Source organism: Amycolatopsis sp., assembly GCF_035276945.1.
GTDB lineage: Bacteria > Actinomycetota > Actinomycetes > Mycobacteriales > Pseudonocardiaceae > Amycolatopsis_E.
This window is the reverse complement of sequence record NZ_DATELF010000181.1, coordinates 34,811-51,985: the sequence shown is the minus strand read 5'-3', so window position 1 is coordinate 51,985 and position 17,175 is coordinate 34,811. Positions and strand designations below refer to the sequence as shown.

Sequence of the window (17,175 nt, the reverse complement as noted above, 5' to 3'; positions counted from 1 at the left end):
TTGCTAGACGCGCTGGCGGAGCCGTCGACCGGGGCCCGCCGCCCAGGCGCGGGCGGGTTCGACGCCGGCCCCGTCCAGAACGAAGCGGCGGACCAGCCGGGTCCACGTGCGGGATCGGACGAGCATCGCGTGACCCTCGGCCAGCACCTGGAACCGCACGATGCGAGCCGCCTGGGATTCCGCCCGCCGCGCGTAGGCGTAGGACTCGGCCGGGCTGGTCCTCAGGTCGAGGGAACCGTGCGCGATCATCACGTCACGTCCCCGTACCGGCTCCACGGCCTCGCCCCTCGGTGTCCACGGTGCGAGCGCGAAGACCCCCGTCACCGCCGGGTCGTCGGCGACGCGCAGCGCGACGCGGCCGCCCATGGAATGCCCGACCAGCAGGATCCGCACCCCCGGCCAGTCGTCACGGATCTGTTCCAGTGCCCAGCGCGCGTCGGCGATCGGGTGCAGCGCGGGTTCGTTCCAGCCGAGGACCCGGTTGCGCAGCAGCCGCACCTCGACTCCGTGCCGCGTCACCGCCCGCCGGATCCCCCTGGCCAGCGCCCGCATACGCCGGTACGGCAGGTTCCACGGACTCACCCAGCCGAGCCCGGCCTCCGCCCCGCCGTGCAGGACCAGGACCACCGCACGCACGGGACCCTTCGCCCGCCAGGTCAGTATTTTCGGCGATCTCTTCACGAGATCGTCCTACCTTGCTGTCTGGGGGGCGGCCCCCAGACCCCCGGATTCATGCCGCGGCGGGTTCGTCGGCGAACTGGGTGTGATAGAGCTCGGCGTAGCGGCCGCCCGCGGCGAGGAGGGTTTCGTGTGTGCCGCGCTCCACGATCCGGCCGGACTCCACGACGAGGATCTCATCGGCGGCGCGGACGGTGGACAACCGGTGTGCGATGACCAGCGCGGTGCGGCCGGACAGCGCATGCGACAGCGCCTCGCCGACCGCCGCCTCGGACTCGGAGTCCAGATGCGCGGTGGCCTCGTCGAGCACGATCACCCGCGGCTGGGCGAGCAGGAGGCGGGCGATGGTCAACCGCTGGCGTTCCCCGCCGGAGAGCCGGTAGCCGCGCTCCCCCACCAGTGTGTCGAGCCCGTCCGGCAGCGAGCGCACCAGGCCGGCCAGCCGCGCCCGCTCCAGCGCGTCCCAGATCTCGTCCTCGCCGGCACCGGGCCGCGCGTATTCGAGGTTGGCGGCAATGGTGTCGTGGAAGAGGTGACCGTCCTGGGTCACCACGCCGACCGTGTCCCTGAGCGCGGCGAAACTCAGCTCCCGAACGTCCACATCGGACAGCCGGACGGCGCCGGAGTCGACGTCGTAGAGCCGCGGGAGCAGTGACGCGATGGTGGACTTGCCCGCGCCGGACGAGCCCACCAACGCGACCATCTGCCCCGGCTCGGCACGGAAGCTGATTTCGTGCAGGACCTCGTCCCCACCGCGGGCATCCAAAGTAGACACTTCCTCGAGCGAGGCGAGCGAGTACTCCTCAGGTGCCGGGTAGCCGAAGCGCACGTCGTCGAACTCGACCGAGACCCCGCCTTCGGGAACCTGGCGCGCGTCCGGCTTCTCCGTGATCATAGGGTCGAGGTCGAGCACCTCGAAGACCCGCTCGAAGGACACCAGCGCGGTCATCACGTCCACCCGCACGTTCGCCAGCGCGGTCAGCGGGCTGTAGAGCCGCGTGAGCAGCAGGGCCAGCGCCACCACCGTGCCCGGCGCGAGCCGACCGGTGATGGCCAGCCATCCGCCCAGGCCGTACACCAGCGCCTGCGCCAGCGCCGACACCAGGGTGAGGCTGGTCATGAACCACCGGGTGAGCATCGCCGTGCGCACGCCGATGTCCCGCACCCGCGCCGCCCGGCGGCCGAACTCGCCGGCCTCCAGCCGCGGCCTGCCGAACAGCTTGACCAGGGTTGCGCCGGGCGCGGAGAACCGCTCGGTCATCTGCGTGGTCATGCCCGCGTTGAGCTGCGCGGATTCCCGTTGCAGGTCGGCCATCCGCCGGCCGAGCCGGCGGGCGGGCAGCACGAACACCGGCAGCAGGACCAATGCCAGCAGCGTTACCTGCCAGGACAGGGTCATCATCACCACGAGCGAGAGCGCGAGCTGGATCACGTTGGTCACCAGGCCGGACAGCGTCGCGGTGAACGTGCGCTGAGCGCCGATCACGTCGTTGTTCAGCCGGCTGACCAGCGCTCCGGTGCGGGTCCGCGTGAAGAACGCGATCGGCATCCGCTGCACGTGCTCGAACACCTCGCGGCGCAAATCCAGGATCAGGCTTTCGCCGATCCGGGCCGACTGCCAGCGCTCCACGAGCCCGAACGCGGCGTCGGCGACGGCCAGCCCCGCGACGACCAGCGCCAGGACGACCACCACACGCGCGTCACGGCCGCCCACGATGCTGTCGACGACCTTACCGGCGAGCACCGGCGTGGTCACCGCGATCACCGCCGAGATGACGGTCAGCACCAGGAAAACGGCCAGGCTCCCCCAGTACGGTCTGGCGAACCGGGCGACGCGCCGGAGGGTGCCCGGCGTGAGCCCCTTGGGCGCGTCCGCGCTGCGCATCGCCGAGACCATCAGCGACCACGTGTTGTCCACGGTCCCTCCCACCCTTCCCCAAAAGCCTGTACATTACTCAAGGTTTAGTTCGCATACGCCCTGGACAACAGGATGATCCACCGATTTCTTCCCGGTCAGGGAGAGTATTTCGCAAGGGGTCCGGAGGCTTGCCCCCGGGCGTCCTCCGGGGGCTTTGCCCCCGGAGGACGCTCCCCGGTAATCTTGCCGGTCATGGGTGTGGAGGCAAAGGGTGTTCTCGCTGCGCGCACCCTCTCGCCGCTGGCGGTCGACCTCGCTTTCTACCTCGCCTGCCTGGCCTACGCGATCGCCGCCGCCTTCACCTCCGAGTTCTACGGCTTCCGGATCTGGGGCTCGTTCGCCGCCGTCGGCTACGGCCTGGCGCTGGCCTGCACGTGCTGGCTGATCAAGGCGCCCAAAGCGGGGTCACGCTGGTTGCCACTGGCCGCGATCGGCGTGTTCGCCATGCTCGTGCCACTGGCGGTGCTCGTCGTCCGCCGGCTGACCGGGGTGGACTGGCTCATCACCCCGTTCTCGTGGAGCGCCCAGCCCGAGGTGTGGGTGATCGAGCGCTCGGCGAGCCTGCTCCTGCACCACGGCACGCCCTACGTCGACATCACGACACTGGGCCGGGCGCCGGAGGTCAACGACTACACCCCCTACGGCCCGGTGATGGCGCTGTTCGGCCTGCCGCGCGCACTGTTCGGCGGCACACCGGTGACCAACGCGCTCACCGACGCACGGCTGATGTTCGCCCTGACCGCCTGCGTCTGTGTGTGGTTCACCCTCAAGCTGGCCGGCTTCCCACGGATCCCCGTCCGCGCGGCGCAACTGGCCGTCGCCTGCCCGCTGACCGCGCTGACCTGGGCGGTCGCCGGGCCGGACCTCGCGATCGTGGGCCTGCTCCTGGTCGCCGGCGCGCTGGCGGCCCGCGATCGCCCGGTCGCGTCGGGCATCATGTTCGCGGTCGTGGTGAGCGCGAAGATGATCGTGCTGCCCGCGGTGGCGGTGCTGGCAGTCCTCGTTTTCGCCCGGCTCGGCAGGCGCGCGGAGAGTTCGTTCACCGCGACCGTGCTGCTCGCGGTCGCGCTGCTCAACGTTCCCGTGCTGCTGGTGAACCCGCGCGCCTTCGTCGAGCACGTCATCCGGTTCCCGGCCGGACTCGGTGCGGTCACTTCGCCCGCCGCCAGCCCGCTGCCGGGCTATTTGATCGCCAGCACCGGGCCGGCCGGGCGGGCCATCGCCTTCGTCCTGCTCGGCGCGGCCGCGATCGCCATCGCGATCTGGCTGCTGCGCCGCCCGCCCGTAACGGGTTCGGACGCGATGATGCGCATCGCCGTCGGCCTGGGCGCGTTCACGCTCCTCACGCCGGCCACGCGGTTCGGATACCTGGTGTACCCGCTCGTGCTGCTCGGCGCGATGTTGTGCTTCCGCAGGGCAGAGGCCCTCACTCCTACTTCTTCTTCACGCGGGTAGCGCCACCGCGCCCGCGCAACTGAACTCCCGATTCCGAAAGGACGCGGTGCACGAAACCGTACGAGCGTCCCGTGGACTCGGCCAAGGCGCGAATACTGGCACCCTTCTCGTATTTCTTCTTCAGGTCAGCGGCTAGCTTGTCGCGCGTGTTGCCGGTGATCCGCGCGCCCTTCTTCAGGTCAGCCACGTCGATCCGCCTTCCTCCAGACAGTGGGCTTGGCAGGCCGTCCGGCCCTTCATGTGGCAATGATCGAACACCTGGAGCCGGAATGCCAGACGGCGGGGCAAAATAGTGCCCCACGGACGTGATATTGGGCCATTCCGGTATGGTTGCCTACAACAACTAACGAAGATCTTCCTTTGACGACGGTCAACCACCGTCTTGTCGGCACGTCGCGCCCGAATTGACCAGATGGCCAGTGCGCCACCACACCATCACGGTTTCCCGCGTCACGCCAACTGGACCAGCTCGAGGTAATCGGCCGACCAATGGTCCTCGGTGCCGTCCGGCAGCAGGATCACCCGCTCCGGCTCCAGCGCCTCCACGGCTCCCGGATCGTGCGTCACCAGGACGACCGCGCCGCGGTAGCTGCGCAACGCGTCCAGCACCTGTGCCCGGCTGGCCGGGTCGAGGTTGTTCGTCGGTTCGTCCAGCAGCAACACGTTGGCCGCACTGGAGACCAGGCCCGCCAACGCCAACCGGGTCTTCTCACCGCCGGACAGCGTTCCGGCGAACTGATCCAACTGCTCGCCGGTGAACAGGAACGAGCCGAGCAGGTTCCGCAACTCCTGGGCACCGGTGTCGGGCGCGAGATGCCGGATATTGTCCCACACGCTCGCGTCGTGATCCAGCGTCTCGTGCTCCTGCGCGTAGTAACCGAGGCGGAGCCCGTGCCCGGCGACCACTTCGCCGGTGTCGGGAGACTCCATTCCGCACAGCAGGCGCAGCAGGGTCGTCTTGCCCGCGCCGTTCAGCCCGAGCACGACGACCTTCGAACCGCGATCGATCGCGAGATCGACCCCGGTGAAGATCTCCAGTGAACCGTACGATTTGGACAGTCCCGTCGCGGTCAGCGGAGTCCGCCCGCACGGCGCGGGAGCCGGGAACTTGATCTTGGCGACCTTGTCCGCCTGGCGGGTCTCGTCCAGGCCGGCCAGCATCTGCTCGGCCCGGCGCGCCATGTTCTTCGCCGCGACGGCCTTGGTCGCCTTGGCGCCGAGTTTGGCGGCCTGCTGTTGCAGCGCGGCGGCCTTCTTCTCCGTGTTCGCCCGCTCGCGGCGGCGGCGCTTCTCGTCGGTCGCCCTGGCGTCGAGGTAACGCTGCCACGTCATGTTGTAGACGTCGAGCTCGGCGCGCGTGGCGTCGAGGAACCAGACCTTGTTGACCACCTCGGCGAGCAGGTCCACGTCGTGGCTGATCACCACCAGGCCGCCGTCGTGGGCCTTGAGGAAGCCACGCAGCCAGTTGATCGAGTCCGCGTCGAGGTGGTTCGTCGGCTCGTCCAGCAGCAGGATGGTGTCCGACCGGCCCGAGGCACCCATGTCGGAGGCGGCGAACAGGATCCGCGCCAGCTCGACGCGCCGCCGTTGCCCACCCGACAGCGTCCGCAACGGCTGGGCGAGAACCCGCTCCGCCAGGCCCAGGTTCGCACAGATCCGCGCGGCTTCGCTCTCCGCCGCGTAGCCGCCCAGAGAGGCGAACCGCTCCTCCAGCCGTCCGTACCGCCGGATCGCCTTGTCCCGCGCGGAATCGTCGGCCATCTCCGACATCTCGGACTGGGCCTTTTCCATGTCGCGCAGCAGTGCGTCGAGGCCGCGGGCCGACAGCACGCGGTCCTTCGCGGTGACGGAAAGGTCGCCCTCGCGTGGATCCTGCGGAAGGTAGCCCAGCTCACCCGCGCGCCGGACCTCGCCGACGTAGGGCCGGCCCTCGCCGGCGAGCACCTTCAACGAAGTGGTCTTGCCGGCTCCGTTGCGCCCCACCAGGCCGATGCGATCGCCCGGCTGGACGCGGAGGGTGGTGTCGGCGAGCAGGATGCGCGAACCCGCGCGCAACTCAAGGCCGGTGGCCGTGATCAAGGGAACTCCCGTGGGCGGGGGCGGACGTGGACAGCTCGACGTTGTGATCCTCGCAGGCGCTCACGATCGGCGCGGGGAGGAACACGGGGCTACTCCAGCTGAATATCCACGACACCCAGTCTACTGATCACTGTCCAGCGATTTTCTTGTGGTGGCGGGTCTCACGAGGATCTCCACCGCACGGGCCCGCTCCGCGGCCTCCGCCAGCACCACCCGCCGTGGCTCGCCGAGGTCCAGAATCCTCGGCGTGGCAAGGGAAAACACCACGGCGAGCCGGCGGTCAGCGCGAAGTTCCCCCAGTGCCCGCCGATCTCCCCCGAGCACGACCGCGTCCAGCTCGGCCAGGCGCGGCACCAGCACGTCCAGCACGTCGCCGGCCGCTTCACGCAGGGCCTCGCGCACCTGGCCCTGCCTGCGGCGCGCGAACCGGTGCTGCGACCAGCCGCCCGCCGCCGACCGGCCGTGCACCAGATGCCGGGCGGTCCGGGAGGCGATCACCTTGCCATTGTCGGCGATCCCGACGCTGTGTGCGCCCAGCCGCACCAGCAACAGGCCGATCCGGCGCGGCCGCCGCGCGTGCACCACCAGCCGCACCGTCGGCGGCAGCGTGCCCTGGGAGTGCGAGCCTCCGGAGAGCCCTGCGTCCAGCGGCGGGAACGGCACAGTCGCCGTCGCGGCCGTCCCGTTCCGGCCGGTCACCACGACCTCGGCCGGCGTCGCGGTGGTCGCCTGGATCCCGTCGTTCCGCTCGGCGAAGCGATCGAACCAGCCGGACAGCCGTTCCGGGGGCACCTCGACCACATGCCCGCCCCCGGCCGCCTGGCGAACCTGGCTCACAGGACGAAGGAATCCGACCAAGGCTGCGAGGACCTGCCGGACAGCGCGTCGAGCAGGGTCACCGCCTGCCGGTCGGTCAGCGAGGACACGAAGTCGATCACGGCCCGGCCGCGGGCGAGCCCGCGCACGGCGTCCGCGCCATGCACCGGCTCCCCGGTGGCGCCGACCAGCAGCTGGGGAGCCTGCCTGGCGATCTCGCTGAACTCCGCGTGGGCCAGCTCGACCAGGTCGTGCAGCCGGCGCGGCAGCCGGAAGACCTCGTCCCGGTCACCCAGCCACGAATCCAGCGCGTCGACCAGCGTGGTCACCAGGCCGGCCTGCCCGCGCTGGTGCAGTGCCAGCTCCGGGCGCAGCAGCACGAACTGCTTGTGCACGAACTTGAGCACCTGCACCTCGTGCCACTGCGCGGGCCGCAGCGTCACATGCCCGGACCGGGTGGTCGGGGACGGCAGCACGACCACCCCGTCGGTCAGCCGGGCGGTCCACCGCGCCGAAAACGCGGCGATGGCCTGTTCCGATTCGATCGAGCCGTCGAACGCGCTCGCCAGCAGACCGTCGGCCAGTTCGGCGCGCACCCGCGCGACCGCGTCGGCGAAGGCGTCGTCATCGACGATCCAGGAGTCCTTGGCGTGCATCCGGCGGCGCAGCAGCTCCAGCGCGTGCCCGGGCCGCCGGCTTGCGGCGGCCAGTTCGGCGGTGCCGCGACCGGCCAGCTTCTCCGCGTGCGTGAGCCACTCGCCGAGTTCCGCGGCGACCGGGGCGTGCTGCAGGACACCGATCCGGTGGAAATCCTGGAGATCGTGGATGGCGTACGCGATGTCGTCCGCGGTGTCCATGACCGACGCCTCGACCGTTTGCTGCCACGGCTCCACCAGCCCGGCGAACGGCGCCCGCGCGTGCTCGAGATCGTCGAGTTCGGTGGTGTAGGCGGAGAACTTGCCCGATCCGGTGCCCGGGGCTTCGGCGGGTTCGGCCGCGCCGCGGGGCGGCACGCGCAGGGCCGACGGGTGCGGGTCCGGCCGGTGCAGGCGCGCCCACGGGTATTTGAGCACCGCCGCGCGGACCGCGGCCGTGAGATCGAGCCCGACCGCCGACGGTCCGCGCACGTCGGTGGTGGTCAGGATGCGGAAGGTCTGGGCGTTGCCCTCGAACCCGTCGGCGAGGCCGAAACGGTGCCGCGCGATCCGGTCGAGCACCTGCTCGCCCAGATGCCCGAAGGGCGGATGCCCGAGGTCGTGTGCCAGCGCCGCGGCTTCGGCGACGTCGGGGTCGAGGCCGCCGAGCTTGCCGATCAGCTCCGCGGAGTCCACCGAGGACAGCAGCCGCTCCGCGATCGCCCTGGCGACCTGTGCGACCTTGAGGCTGTGCGTGAGCCGGTTGTGCAGCAGGCCCGCGCCGTCCGCGCTGACCACCTGCGTCACGCCGCCCAGCCTCGCGAAGAACGGGGACCCCACGATCCGGTCGCGGTCGGCGCGAAACGGGTTCCGCACGAGGTCCGGCCACACGGCCTCGGCCGCATTGTCCCGCCGGGCCGCCCGGAGATCGCTTTCCATGGGTTACACCGTAGAGCCTTCCGGGTACTGCGGTAGCCGGCCTGGTGAAAGCGGGCATTCCCGCCGACGACCGCGAGGAGATCGTTCGCGCCCCGCTCCCCCTGGCTCGCGTACGGCGCCGCCGGTCTGGTCCGCCCTACGAGCGGCTTGTGCCGCGACACCTGCCTCCCGCCGTGTTGCCGGCATTCTTCGACAATTTCGCAGCACCGAGATCGAGGCAGCCCTGGACCCGCTCGGATCCATCGAGTTCGACGATCGACAGCAGGCATGGCGCTGACACACCTGGTTGACACCAGCGTGCTCACCCGGCTCGCGCGGAAGGAGATACGAGACGTCACCAGACCCGGACTCGCCCGCCACGAAACCCGGACTCGCCCGCCACGAAAGCCCGACTCGCCCGGCGCGAAACCCCGACTCGCGTGTGGCATGCGGCTCGTGTACCCCAACGGGCCCGAGTGCGGCGGCGGTGCTCCGCAGCTGAATGTGGTGGTTGGTTAAACCGTGAAGCCGAGCGCCCGCAGTTGCTCGCGGCCGTCCTCGGTGATCTTCTCCGGGCCCCACGGCGGCATCCACACCCAGTTGATGCGGAAGTCCTTGACGACGCCGGCCGACCCCACGAGCACCGACGCGGTCTGGTCCTCGATGACGTCGGTCAGCGGGCACGCCGCGGAGGTCAGGGTCATGTCCAGGGTCGCCGTGTTGTCCGGCTCCACCCGGATGTCGTAGACGAGCCCGAGGTCGACCACGTTGATGCCGAGCTCGGGGTCGACCACGTCCCGCATGGCCTCCTCGACGTCCTCCACCTTCGCCACGTCGGCCACCGCCGGCGCGGCTTGCTCCGGCAGGTCGGCCGCGGTCCGGCCTTCGCGCGTGTCCTCGGTCATACTGTCTCCTGTTTCGCCTCGCTACGGCTCAACGCGTCCTTGAAGGCCATCCAGCCGAGCAGGGCACACTTGACCCGCGCCGGGTACTTCGCCACGCCCGCGAACGCGACGGCGTCCTCCAGCACGTCCTCGTCCGGTTCCACCTGGCCGCGGCCCTGCATCAGCTCGACGAAGGCGTCCATGGTCACCACGGCATCGTCCACGGTGTGGCCGACGACGAGGTCGGTCAGCACCGACGCGGAAGCCTGGCTGATCGAGCAGCCCTGCCCCTCGTACGAGACGTCGGACACCTTTTCGCCATCGAGCTTGAGCCGCAGGATGATCTCGTCGCCGCAGGTCGGGTTGATCTGGAACGACTCGGCGTCGAACGGCTCCCGCAGGCCGCGGCCGTGCGGGTTCTTGTAGTGGTCCAGGATGATGTCCTGGTACATCGAGTCCAGATTCATCACGCCACCCCGAAGAACCGCTGCGCCTCACGGACACCGTACACCAGTGCATCCACTTCGGACGGTTCGTTGTAGAGGTAGAAGGTGGCTCGCACGGTCGCGGGCACCTGGCACGCCCGGTGCAGCGGCCACGCGCAGTGGTGCCCGACCCGCACCGCGATGCCGAGGCTGTCCAGCACCTGGCCCGCGTCGTGCGGGTGCACCCCGTCGATCACGAACGCCACGGTCGCGCCGCGGTCGGCGGTGTCCGCGGGACCGATGATCCGCACGCCGTCGACCTTCGCCAGCCCGGCCAGCGCGGCCTCGGTGAGCGTGTGCTCGTGTGCGGCGACCCGGTCCATGCCCAGCGCGCTCAGGTAATCCACCGCCGCGCCGAGGCCGACCGCCTGGGACGTCATCGGCACGCCCGCCTCGAACTTCTGCGGCGGCGGCGCGAACGTGGTGCGTTCCAGCGTGACCAGCTCGATCATCGACCCGCCGGTCAGGAACGGCGGCATCGCCTCGAGCAGCTCGCGCCGTCCATAAAGGACACCGATGCCGGACGGGGCCAGCATCTTGTGCCCGGAGAACACCGCGAAGTCCACGCCGAGCGCGTGGAAGTCCACCGCGAAGTGCGGCACCGACTGGCACGCGTCGAGCAGCGTCAGCGCGCCGACCTCCCGCGCCCGCCGCACGATCGGCTCGACCGGGTTCACCGTGCCCAGCACGTTCGACTGATGTACGAACGCGACCAGCTTCGTCCGCTCGTTGACCAGTTCGTCCAGGTTGGACAAATCGAGCCGGAACTCGCCCGGCGTGAGGTCGAACCAGCGCAACGTCGCCCCTGTGCGCCGGCACAACTCCTGCCACGGCACGAGGTTCGCGTGGTGCTCCATCGCGGTGATCACGATCTCGTCGCCGGGACCGACCACGAAACGCGAAGCCTCGGGCCCCGCGGTGGCCGCGTTGCTCATGGCGTAGGCGACCAGGTTGATGCCCTCGGTGGCGTTCTTGGTGAACACCAGCTCGCCCGGTTCGGCGCCGACGAACTCCGCGGTCCGCGCACGGGCGTGCTCGTAGGCGTCCGTGGCCTCCTCGGCCAGCTGGTGGGCGCCGCGGTGCACGGCCGCGTTCGAGGTCTCCAGGAAGGCCCGCTCGGCGTCGAGCACCTGCTTCGGCCGCTGCGAGGTCGCACCGGAATCCAGGTACACCAAGGGTTTCCCGTCGCGCACCGTGCGCGACAGGATCGGGAAGTCGGCGCGCACGGCAGCGACATCCAAAGGCGTGTCGGCCGTTGTGCCCGCGCGACCGGCACCGGATGTCGGCGGAACAGGCACTGAGCGCGTTTCGGCCCTACCGGCGGGTGAGGCGACGAATTCAGTCACCGCGCCAACTCCTCTCGACGTGTCAGTCCGGAAGGAAGGGTCAGACCGAGGCGGGCTCGGCCTTGCCGGAGTAGCGGACGTAGCCGTTCTCCTCCAGTTCGTCGGCCAGCTCCTTGCCGCCCGACTCGACGATCCGGCCGTCGGCGAACACGTGCACGAAGTCCGGGCTGATGTGCCGCAGGATCCGCGTGTAGTGCGTGATCAGCATGACGCCGACCTCGTTGTTCGCCGTGTACTCGTGGACACCCTGCGAAACCACGCGCAGCGCGTCCACGTCCAGGCCCGAGTCGGTCTCGTCCAGGATGGCGATCTTCGGCTTGAGCAGGGCCAGCTGCAGGATCTCGTGGCGCTTCTTCTCGCCGCCGGAAAAACCCTCGTTCACGCTACGCTCGGCGAACTCGGGCGAGATCTCCAGCTTGGCCATCTCGTCCTTGACTTCCCTGACCCAGTGTCGCACCTTCGGCGCCTCGCCACGGACCGCGGTGACCGCCGTGCGCAGGAAGTTCGACATCGACACGCCGGGCACCTCGACCGGGTACTGCATCGCCAAAAACAGCCCCGCCCGCGCGCGCTCGTCCACGGTCATGTCGAGAACGTTCTCGCCGTCGAGCAGCACCTCGCCGGAGGTCACCTCGTACTTCGGGTGCCCGGCGATCGCGTAGGACAACGTCGACTTGCCGGAGCCGTTGGGGCCCATGATCGCGTGGATCTCACCGGCGCGGATCGTCAGGTTGACGCCCTTGAGGATCTCCTTGTACGACTCGGCGCCCTCGTCCGTTTTGACCCCGGCACGCAGGTCCTTGATTTCCAGAGTGGCCATTGTTGTTCGTTCTCGTCCTTTGTGTGTCAGCTGCCGACGGCTTCGAGTTCGGTCTCGATCGCGGCCTGCAGGCGCTCGCGCACCTCAGGGATGTCGATCTTCATCAGGATCTCGTGGAAGAACCCGCGCACCACCAGCCGCCGCGCCGTCTCCTCCTCGATCCCGCGCGACTGCAGGTAGAACAACTGCTCGTCGTCGAATCTTCCCGTGGCGCTGGCATGCCCGGCGCCTTCGATCTCGCCGGTCTCGATCTCCAGGTTGGGCACCGAGTCGGCCCGCGCGCCCTCGGTCAGCACCAGGTTCCGGTTCAGCTCGTAGGTGTCCGTGCCTTCGGCCGCGGCGCGGATCAGCACGTCGCCGATCCAGACGGTGTGCGCGGCCTCACCCTGCAGCGCACCCTTGTACATCACGCGCGACTTGCAGTTGGTGACCGCGTGGTCGACGAACAGGCGGTGTTCCTGGTGCTGCCCCGCGTCGGCGAAGTACAGCCCCAGCATTTCGACGTCCCCGCCCTTGTCCGCGAAACTCGCGGTCGGCGACACGCGTACCAAATCGCCGCCGAGGGTGACCACGATGTGCTTGAGGGTCGCGTCCTTGCCGACGCGCAGGTGCTGCTCCGAGACGTGCACCGCGTCGTCGGCCCAGTCCTGCACGCTGACCACGGTCAGCCGGGCGCCCTCGCCGATGACGAACTCGACGTTGTCGGCGTAGGTGCCCGAGCCCACGTGGTCGAGCACGATCGCCGCCTCGGCGTAGGCCTCGGCGCGCACCTGGACGTGCCCGAACGCCACGTTGCCCTCGCCCGGTCCGGTCAGCCGCAGCACCGTCGGCCTGGACGCCTTGGTCTCCTTCGGCACCGTCACCACGGTCGCGGAGGTGAACGACGAGTAGGCCTGCGCGGCGATCCGGTCGCCCGGCTTGCCCGCCTTCCCGAGGCGGTCGTCATCGCGGTCGACGGTCTCCACGCGCACCTCGGGCGCCGCGTCGGCATCGACCTTGACCTCGCCGCTCGCGACCGCGGTGCCGTCGTGAAGACCCCGCAGCCGCTTCATCGGCGTGAACCGCCAGTTCTCCTCGCGGCCGCTCGGGACCTCGAAGGCTTCGACGTCGTAGCCGGTGAAACGCTCGGCGCGCGACACCGCCGGCACGCGAGCCTCCGCCGCCGCGGCGGTGTTTTCAGCCACCGTCATGTCAGCCGACGGCTCCTTCCATCTGCAGCTCGATCAGCCGGTTCAGTTCCAGCGCGTACTCCATGGGCAGCTCGCGCGCGATCGGCTCGACGAACCCGCGCACCACCATGGCCATCGCCTCGTCCTCGGTGAGGCCGCGCGACATCAGGTAGAACAGCTGGTCCTCGCTCACCTTGGACACGGTCGCCTCGTGGCCCATGGACACGTCGTCGTTGCGGATGTCCACGTACGGGTAGGTGTCCGACCGCGAGATGTTGTCCACCAGCAACGCGTCGCACTTCACCGTCGAACGCGAGTGGTGCGCCCGCTTGGCGACCCGCACCAGACCGCGGTAGGAGGTGCGGCCGCCGCCCCGCGCCACCGACTTCGACACGATCGTCGAGGAGGTGTGCGGCGCCAGGTGCTCCATCTTCGCGCCGGCGTCCTGGTGCTGGCCCTCCCCGGCGAACGCGACCGACAGCACCTCGCCCTTGGCGTGCTCGCCCATCAGGAAGACCGACGGGTACTTCATGGTGACCTTGGAGCCGATGTTGCCGTCGATCCACTCCATGGTCGCGCCCTCTTCGGCCTTGGCGCGCTTGGTCACCAGGTTGTAGACGTTGTTCGACCAGTTCTGGATCGTGGTGTAGCGGCAGCGGCCGCCCTTTTTCACGATGATCTCCACCACGGCCGAGTGCAGCGAGTCCGACTTGTAGATCGGCGCGGTGCAGCCCTCGACGTAGTGCACGTAGGCGTCCTCGTCGACGATGATCAGGGTCCGCTCGAACTGGCCCATGTTCTCGGTGTTGATCCGGAAGTAGGCCTGCAGCGGGATGTCGACGCGCACGCCCTTCGGCACGTAGATGAACGAGCCGCCCGACCAGACCGCGGTGTTCAGCGCGGAGAACTTGTTGTCGCCGGCCGGGATCACCGAGCCGAAGTACTCCTTGAACAGCTCGGGGTGCTCACGCAGGCCGGTGTCGGTGTCCAGGAAGATCACGCCCTGGGACTCGAGGTCCTCGCGGATCTTGTGGTAGACGACCTCGGACTCGTACTGCGCGGCGACCCCGGCGATCAGGCGCTGCTTCTCCGCCTCCGGGATGCCCAGCTTGTCGTAGGTGTTCTTGATGTCCTCGGGCAGTTCGTCCCAGCTGGCCGCCTGCTTCTCCGTGGAGCGGACGAAGTACTTGATGTTGTCGAAGTCGATGCCGGACAGGTCCGCGCCCCAGTTGGGCATCGGCTTGCGCTGGAAGAGCTTCAGCGCCTTCAGGCGCGCGTCGCGCATCCACTCCGGCTCGGACTTCTTGGCGGAGATGCCGGCCACGACATCCTCGTCGAGCCCGCGCCGGGCACTGGCGCCCGCGGCATCGGAGTCGGCCCAACCGAACGCGTAGTTGCCCAGGGACTCGATCGTCTGTTCCTGGCTCAACGTCTGGGGCTCTGACGTCTGTGGCTCTGACGTCTGTGGCGCAGTGGCGGGAGTGCGCTGCTCGGCAGCGGCAGTCATTCGCCTCCTCCATCCTTCGGAGTTGGTGCGTGCCCCCGCGGGCTGTCCGCGGGGACGTGGGTGGTGCACGCGGCGTCACCACGTGCGATGGTCGCCAGCCGCTGCACGTGTGTGCCGAGCAGTCTGGCGAATGCCTCGGTCTCCGCCTCGCACAGCTGCGGGAACTCAGCTGCCACGTGGGCGACCGGGCAGTGGTGCTGGCACAGCTGCTCGCCGGTGCCGACCTGGCGGGTCGACGCAGCGTAGCCTTCCTTGGTCAGCGCGGCGGCGAGTGCCTCCGCCCGCCGCGCCGCCGCGGCCGGCGCGGTGACCTGCGCCCGGTGCGGTTCGACGAGCTTGGCCACCCGCCGCTCGGCGAAGGCCCGTACCGCTTCCTCCCCCGCGTGCTCGGCGAGGAAGCGGATGGCCGACACGGCCAAGTCGTCATAGGCGTGCCCGAAGCGGGCCCGTCCCTGCTCGGTGAGCAGGAAGAGCTTCGCCGGGCGCCCGCGCCCGCGCGGTCCGCGCCGGGGCGCGTCCCGCGTGCCGGCCTCGCCGTCGGCCACCATGGCGTCGAGGTGCCGGCGCACGGCGGTCGGGCTGATGCCGAGCCGGTCCGCGACGACCACCGCGGTCATCGGGCCCTCCTCGAGCAGCAGCCTGGCCACCTCGTGCCTGGTCCTACCCTCCGCGGTGGCCTGCACGGGCACAGCGGTCCCCGGTACGCGGGGTGCCTCGCTGTTTTTCACAACATAAGTGTGTCGTATTTCCCCGGCCGTGGCAAAGACGGGGGATCTTCGAGTGACCGGCATCACGCGGATACGCCCGCCCGTCACCCACCACCGCCCTCAACGGAGCCTGTCCGCGACACGGATACTCTCTGAGCGTGAGTCTTGGCGAGCACGACACTCCAACGCGTGCCGTCGCGTCCCCGGTCCGCACGCCACAGGTGGATCCGCTGGACACGAAGGAACTTCGCGCGCTGGACGTCGTGCGCCGGTTCGGCACGGTCGGCGCGCTGTTCCTCGCACTGGGTTCGCTGGGCGCAGGGGCGGCGCCGGTGCACAACCCGGTGCAGGACATCCCCGTGCTGCGGCTGTTCGCGCGCATTCCCACGGTCTCGCTGGCCACGGCGTTCACCGGGATGGGCATGCTGGTCATCGGCTGGCTGATGCTCGGCCGCTTCGCCCGGCCCCGCCGCGCCCGCCTGGCATCGCGCGCCCAGGTGACCCGGACCCTGGTCATGTGGCTGACGCCGCTGATGTTCGTTCCCCCGCTGTTCTCCCGCGACGTCTACAGCTATCTCGCCCAGAGCGAGATCGTGCACCGCGGGATGGATCCCTACTCGCTGGGCCCCGCGCAGGCGCTCGGCGTGGGCGACCCGCTGACCAGCGGCGTGTCGAACATGTGGCGGGAGACCCCGGCCCCGTACGGGCCGCTGTTCCTGAAGGTGGGCAGCTGGATCTCCGGCATCGTCGGCGACGATGTCGTTGCGGGAGTGCTGCTGCAGCGGGCGGTCGAACTGGGTGGCGTGGTGCTGATCATCTGGGCGCTGCCCCGGCTCGCCCGCCGGTTCGGGGTCGAGCCCGCGACCGCGCTGTGGCTGGGCGCGGCCAATCCCCTCGTGCTGTTCCATCTGGTCGCCGGGGCGCACAACGAGGCGCTCGGCATCGGGCTCATGCTCGCCGGGCTGGAGCTGGGCATCCGGCGGCTGCCGGTGAGGGTGGCCGGGGACACCCCGCCCCCGCTGGCCCGGGGCGAGATCCTGTTCATCGTGCTGGGCGCGGCCGTGATCACCCTGGCCGCGACCGTGAAGATCAACGCGATGATCGCGCTCGGGTTCTTCGGCGTGATGATCGCCCGGCGCTGGCACGGGCGGATCGCCGACCTGGTGCGCGCCGCCGCGCTCCTGGGGGCCGTGTTCGCCGTGGTACTGGTGGCGCTGTGTTACGGCACCGGCCTCGGCTTCGGCTGGGTGGGCGCGCTCGGCACCCCCGGCCTGGTCCGGAGCTGGATCTCCCCCACCGCCGAGCTCGCCAACCTCGGCGGGGTGCTGGGCATCGCACTCGGCCTGGGAAACCACACCGACGCGCTGGTGACCATCCTGCAGTTCGCCGGGACGGTCGTGGCCGGCCTGATCACCGTGAAGTTCCTGTGGGACAGCTTCCGCTGGCGGTACCGGCCGATGATCGGGCTGGGCGTGTCGCTCGGCGCGTTCATGATGCTGCACGTGGCGATGCAGCCGTGGTGGCTGCTCTGGGCGGTGATCCCGCTGGCCGCTTCGGCGGGCACCTCGCGGTTCCGGGTCGCCGCGATGCTCGTCAGCGCCGTGCTCGCGTTCCTGGCCCCGCCACCGGGAAGCACCTTCGACGGCCGCTCGTTCGTCCCGCTGCAGGCCTACCTGGCCGGGATCGTCGTGATCGCGATCGCACTGCTCGCGGTACGCCGGACCGCGCCGTTGCTGCTCCGCCGGGGGACGTAGTCTT

Annotated in this window: 15 protein-coding genes; 2 read left to right on the top strand and 13 right to left on the bottom strand. The window is 69.9% G+C overall.

The genetic code is table 11. The annotated features are described in order from the left end of the window. Positions 1-3 precede the first annotated feature (3 nt). A complete protein-coding gene (locus tag VJT49_RS33375; protein ID WP_324168973.1) occupies positions 4-681 on the bottom strand; it encodes an alpha/beta hydrolase in 678 nt (225 codons plus the stop codon). A gap of 49 nt (positions 682-730) precedes the next feature. Further along, positions 731-2,596, bottom strand: a complete 1,866-nt coding sequence (locus VJT49_RS33370; protein WP_324168972.1) for an ABC transporter ATP-binding protein — start codon at positions 2,594-2,596, stop codon at positions 731-733. Between the two features lie 192 nt (positions 2,597-2,788). Here VJT49_RS33370 and VJT49_RS33365 point away from each other — a divergent pair, with 192 nt between their 5' ends. Continuing rightward, a complete protein-coding gene (locus tag VJT49_RS33365) occupies positions 2,789-4,051 on the top strand; it encodes a glycosyltransferase 87 family protein (protein WP_324168971.1) in 1,263 nt (420 codons plus the stop codon). On the opposite strand, the gene VJT49_RS33360 is transcribed toward VJT49_RS33365, so the two are convergent. From VJT49_RS33360 to VJT49_RS33310, 11 genes are all read right to left on the bottom strand, one after another. Further along, positions 4,029-4,238, bottom strand: a complete 210-nt coding sequence (locus tag VJT49_RS33360) for a helix-turn-helix domain-containing protein (RefSeq protein ID WP_005437638.1) — start codon at positions 4,236-4,238, stop codon at positions 4,029-4,031. The genes VJT49_RS33365 and VJT49_RS33360 overlap by 23 nt on opposite strands. Positions 4,239-4,501: 263 nt before the next feature. Continuing rightward, on the bottom strand, positions 4,502-6,130 hold the full coding sequence (locus VJT49_RS33355; protein WP_324168970.1) for an ABC-F family ATP-binding cassette domain-containing protein: 1,629 nt from the start codon (positions 6,128-6,130) through the stop codon (positions 4,502-4,504). Positions 6,131-6,250: 120 nt separating this feature from the next. Then, positions 6,251-6,967 carry an acVLRF1 family peptidyl-tRNA hydrolase gene (locus VJT49_RS33350; protein ID WP_324168969.1) on the bottom strand — a complete coding sequence of 239 codons (717 nt, stop codon included), beginning with the start codon at positions 6,965-6,967 and terminating at the stop codon, positions 6,251-6,253. Further along, positions 6,964-8,520 (bottom strand): dGTP triphosphohydrolase, encoded by a 1,557-nt coding sequence (locus tag VJT49_RS33345; RefSeq protein WP_324168968.1) that lies wholly within the window; start codon positions 8,518-8,520, stop codon positions 6,964-6,966. The genes VJT49_RS33350 and VJT49_RS33345 overlap by 4 nt, the downstream gene beginning before the upstream one ends. A 494-nt stretch (positions 8,521-9,014) precedes the next feature. After that, complete coding sequence (locus tag VJT49_RS33340) at positions 9,015-9,404, bottom strand: metal-sulfur cluster assembly factor (protein ID WP_324168967.1); 390 nt, start codon at positions 9,402-9,404, stop codon at positions 9,015-9,017. Further along, positions 9,401-9,850 carry a Fe-S cluster assembly sulfur transfer protein SufU gene (sufU, locus tag VJT49_RS33335; RefSeq protein WP_324168966.1) on the bottom strand — a complete coding sequence of 150 codons (450 nt, stop codon included), beginning with the start codon at positions 9,848-9,850 and terminating at the stop codon, positions 9,401-9,403. Before sufU ends, VJT49_RS33340 begins: the two co-directional genes overlap by 4 nt. Beyond that, positions 9,850-11,094, bottom strand: a complete 1,245-nt coding sequence (locus VJT49_RS33330; RefSeq protein ID WP_324168965.1) for a cysteine desulfurase — start codon at positions 11,092-11,094, stop codon at positions 9,850-9,852. Before VJT49_RS33330 ends, sufU begins: the two co-directional genes overlap by 1 nt. 160 nt (positions 11,095-11,254) lie before the next feature. Continuing rightward, positions 11,255-12,034, bottom strand: a complete 780-nt coding sequence (sufC, locus tag VJT49_RS33325) for a Fe-S cluster assembly ATPase SufC (protein ID WP_324168964.1) — start codon at positions 12,032-12,034, stop codon at positions 11,255-11,257. A gap of 26 nt (positions 12,035-12,060) precedes the next feature. After that, positions 12,061-13,224, bottom strand: a complete 1,164-nt coding sequence (sufD, locus tag VJT49_RS33320) for a Fe-S cluster assembly protein SufD (protein ID WP_324168963.1) — start codon at positions 13,222-13,224, stop codon at positions 12,061-12,063. 1 nt (position 13,225) lies between these two features. After that, on the bottom strand, positions 13,226-14,710 hold the full coding sequence (sufB, locus tag VJT49_RS33315) for a Fe-S cluster assembly protein SufB (protein WP_324168962.1): 1,485 nt from the start codon (positions 14,708-14,710) through the stop codon (positions 13,226-13,228). Continuing rightward, the gene (locus VJT49_RS33310; protein WP_324168961.1) at positions 14,707-15,438 is read right to left on the bottom strand and encodes a helix-turn-helix transcriptional regulator; all 732 of its coding nucleotides are present in this window, start codon (positions 15,436-15,438) and stop codon (positions 14,707-14,709) included. The genes sufB and VJT49_RS33310 overlap by 4 nt, the downstream gene beginning before the upstream one ends. Before the next feature lie 137 nt (positions 15,439-15,575). Between VJT49_RS33310 and mptB the strand changes: the two genes are divergently transcribed. Continuing rightward, positions 15,576-17,171 (top strand): polyprenol phosphomannose-dependent alpha 1,6 mannosyltransferase MptB, encoded by a 1,596-nt coding sequence (mptB, locus tag VJT49_RS33305; RefSeq protein ID WP_414636139.1) that lies wholly within the window; start codon positions 15,576-15,578, stop codon positions 17,169-17,171. Positions 17,172-17,175: the final 4 nt, after the last annotated feature.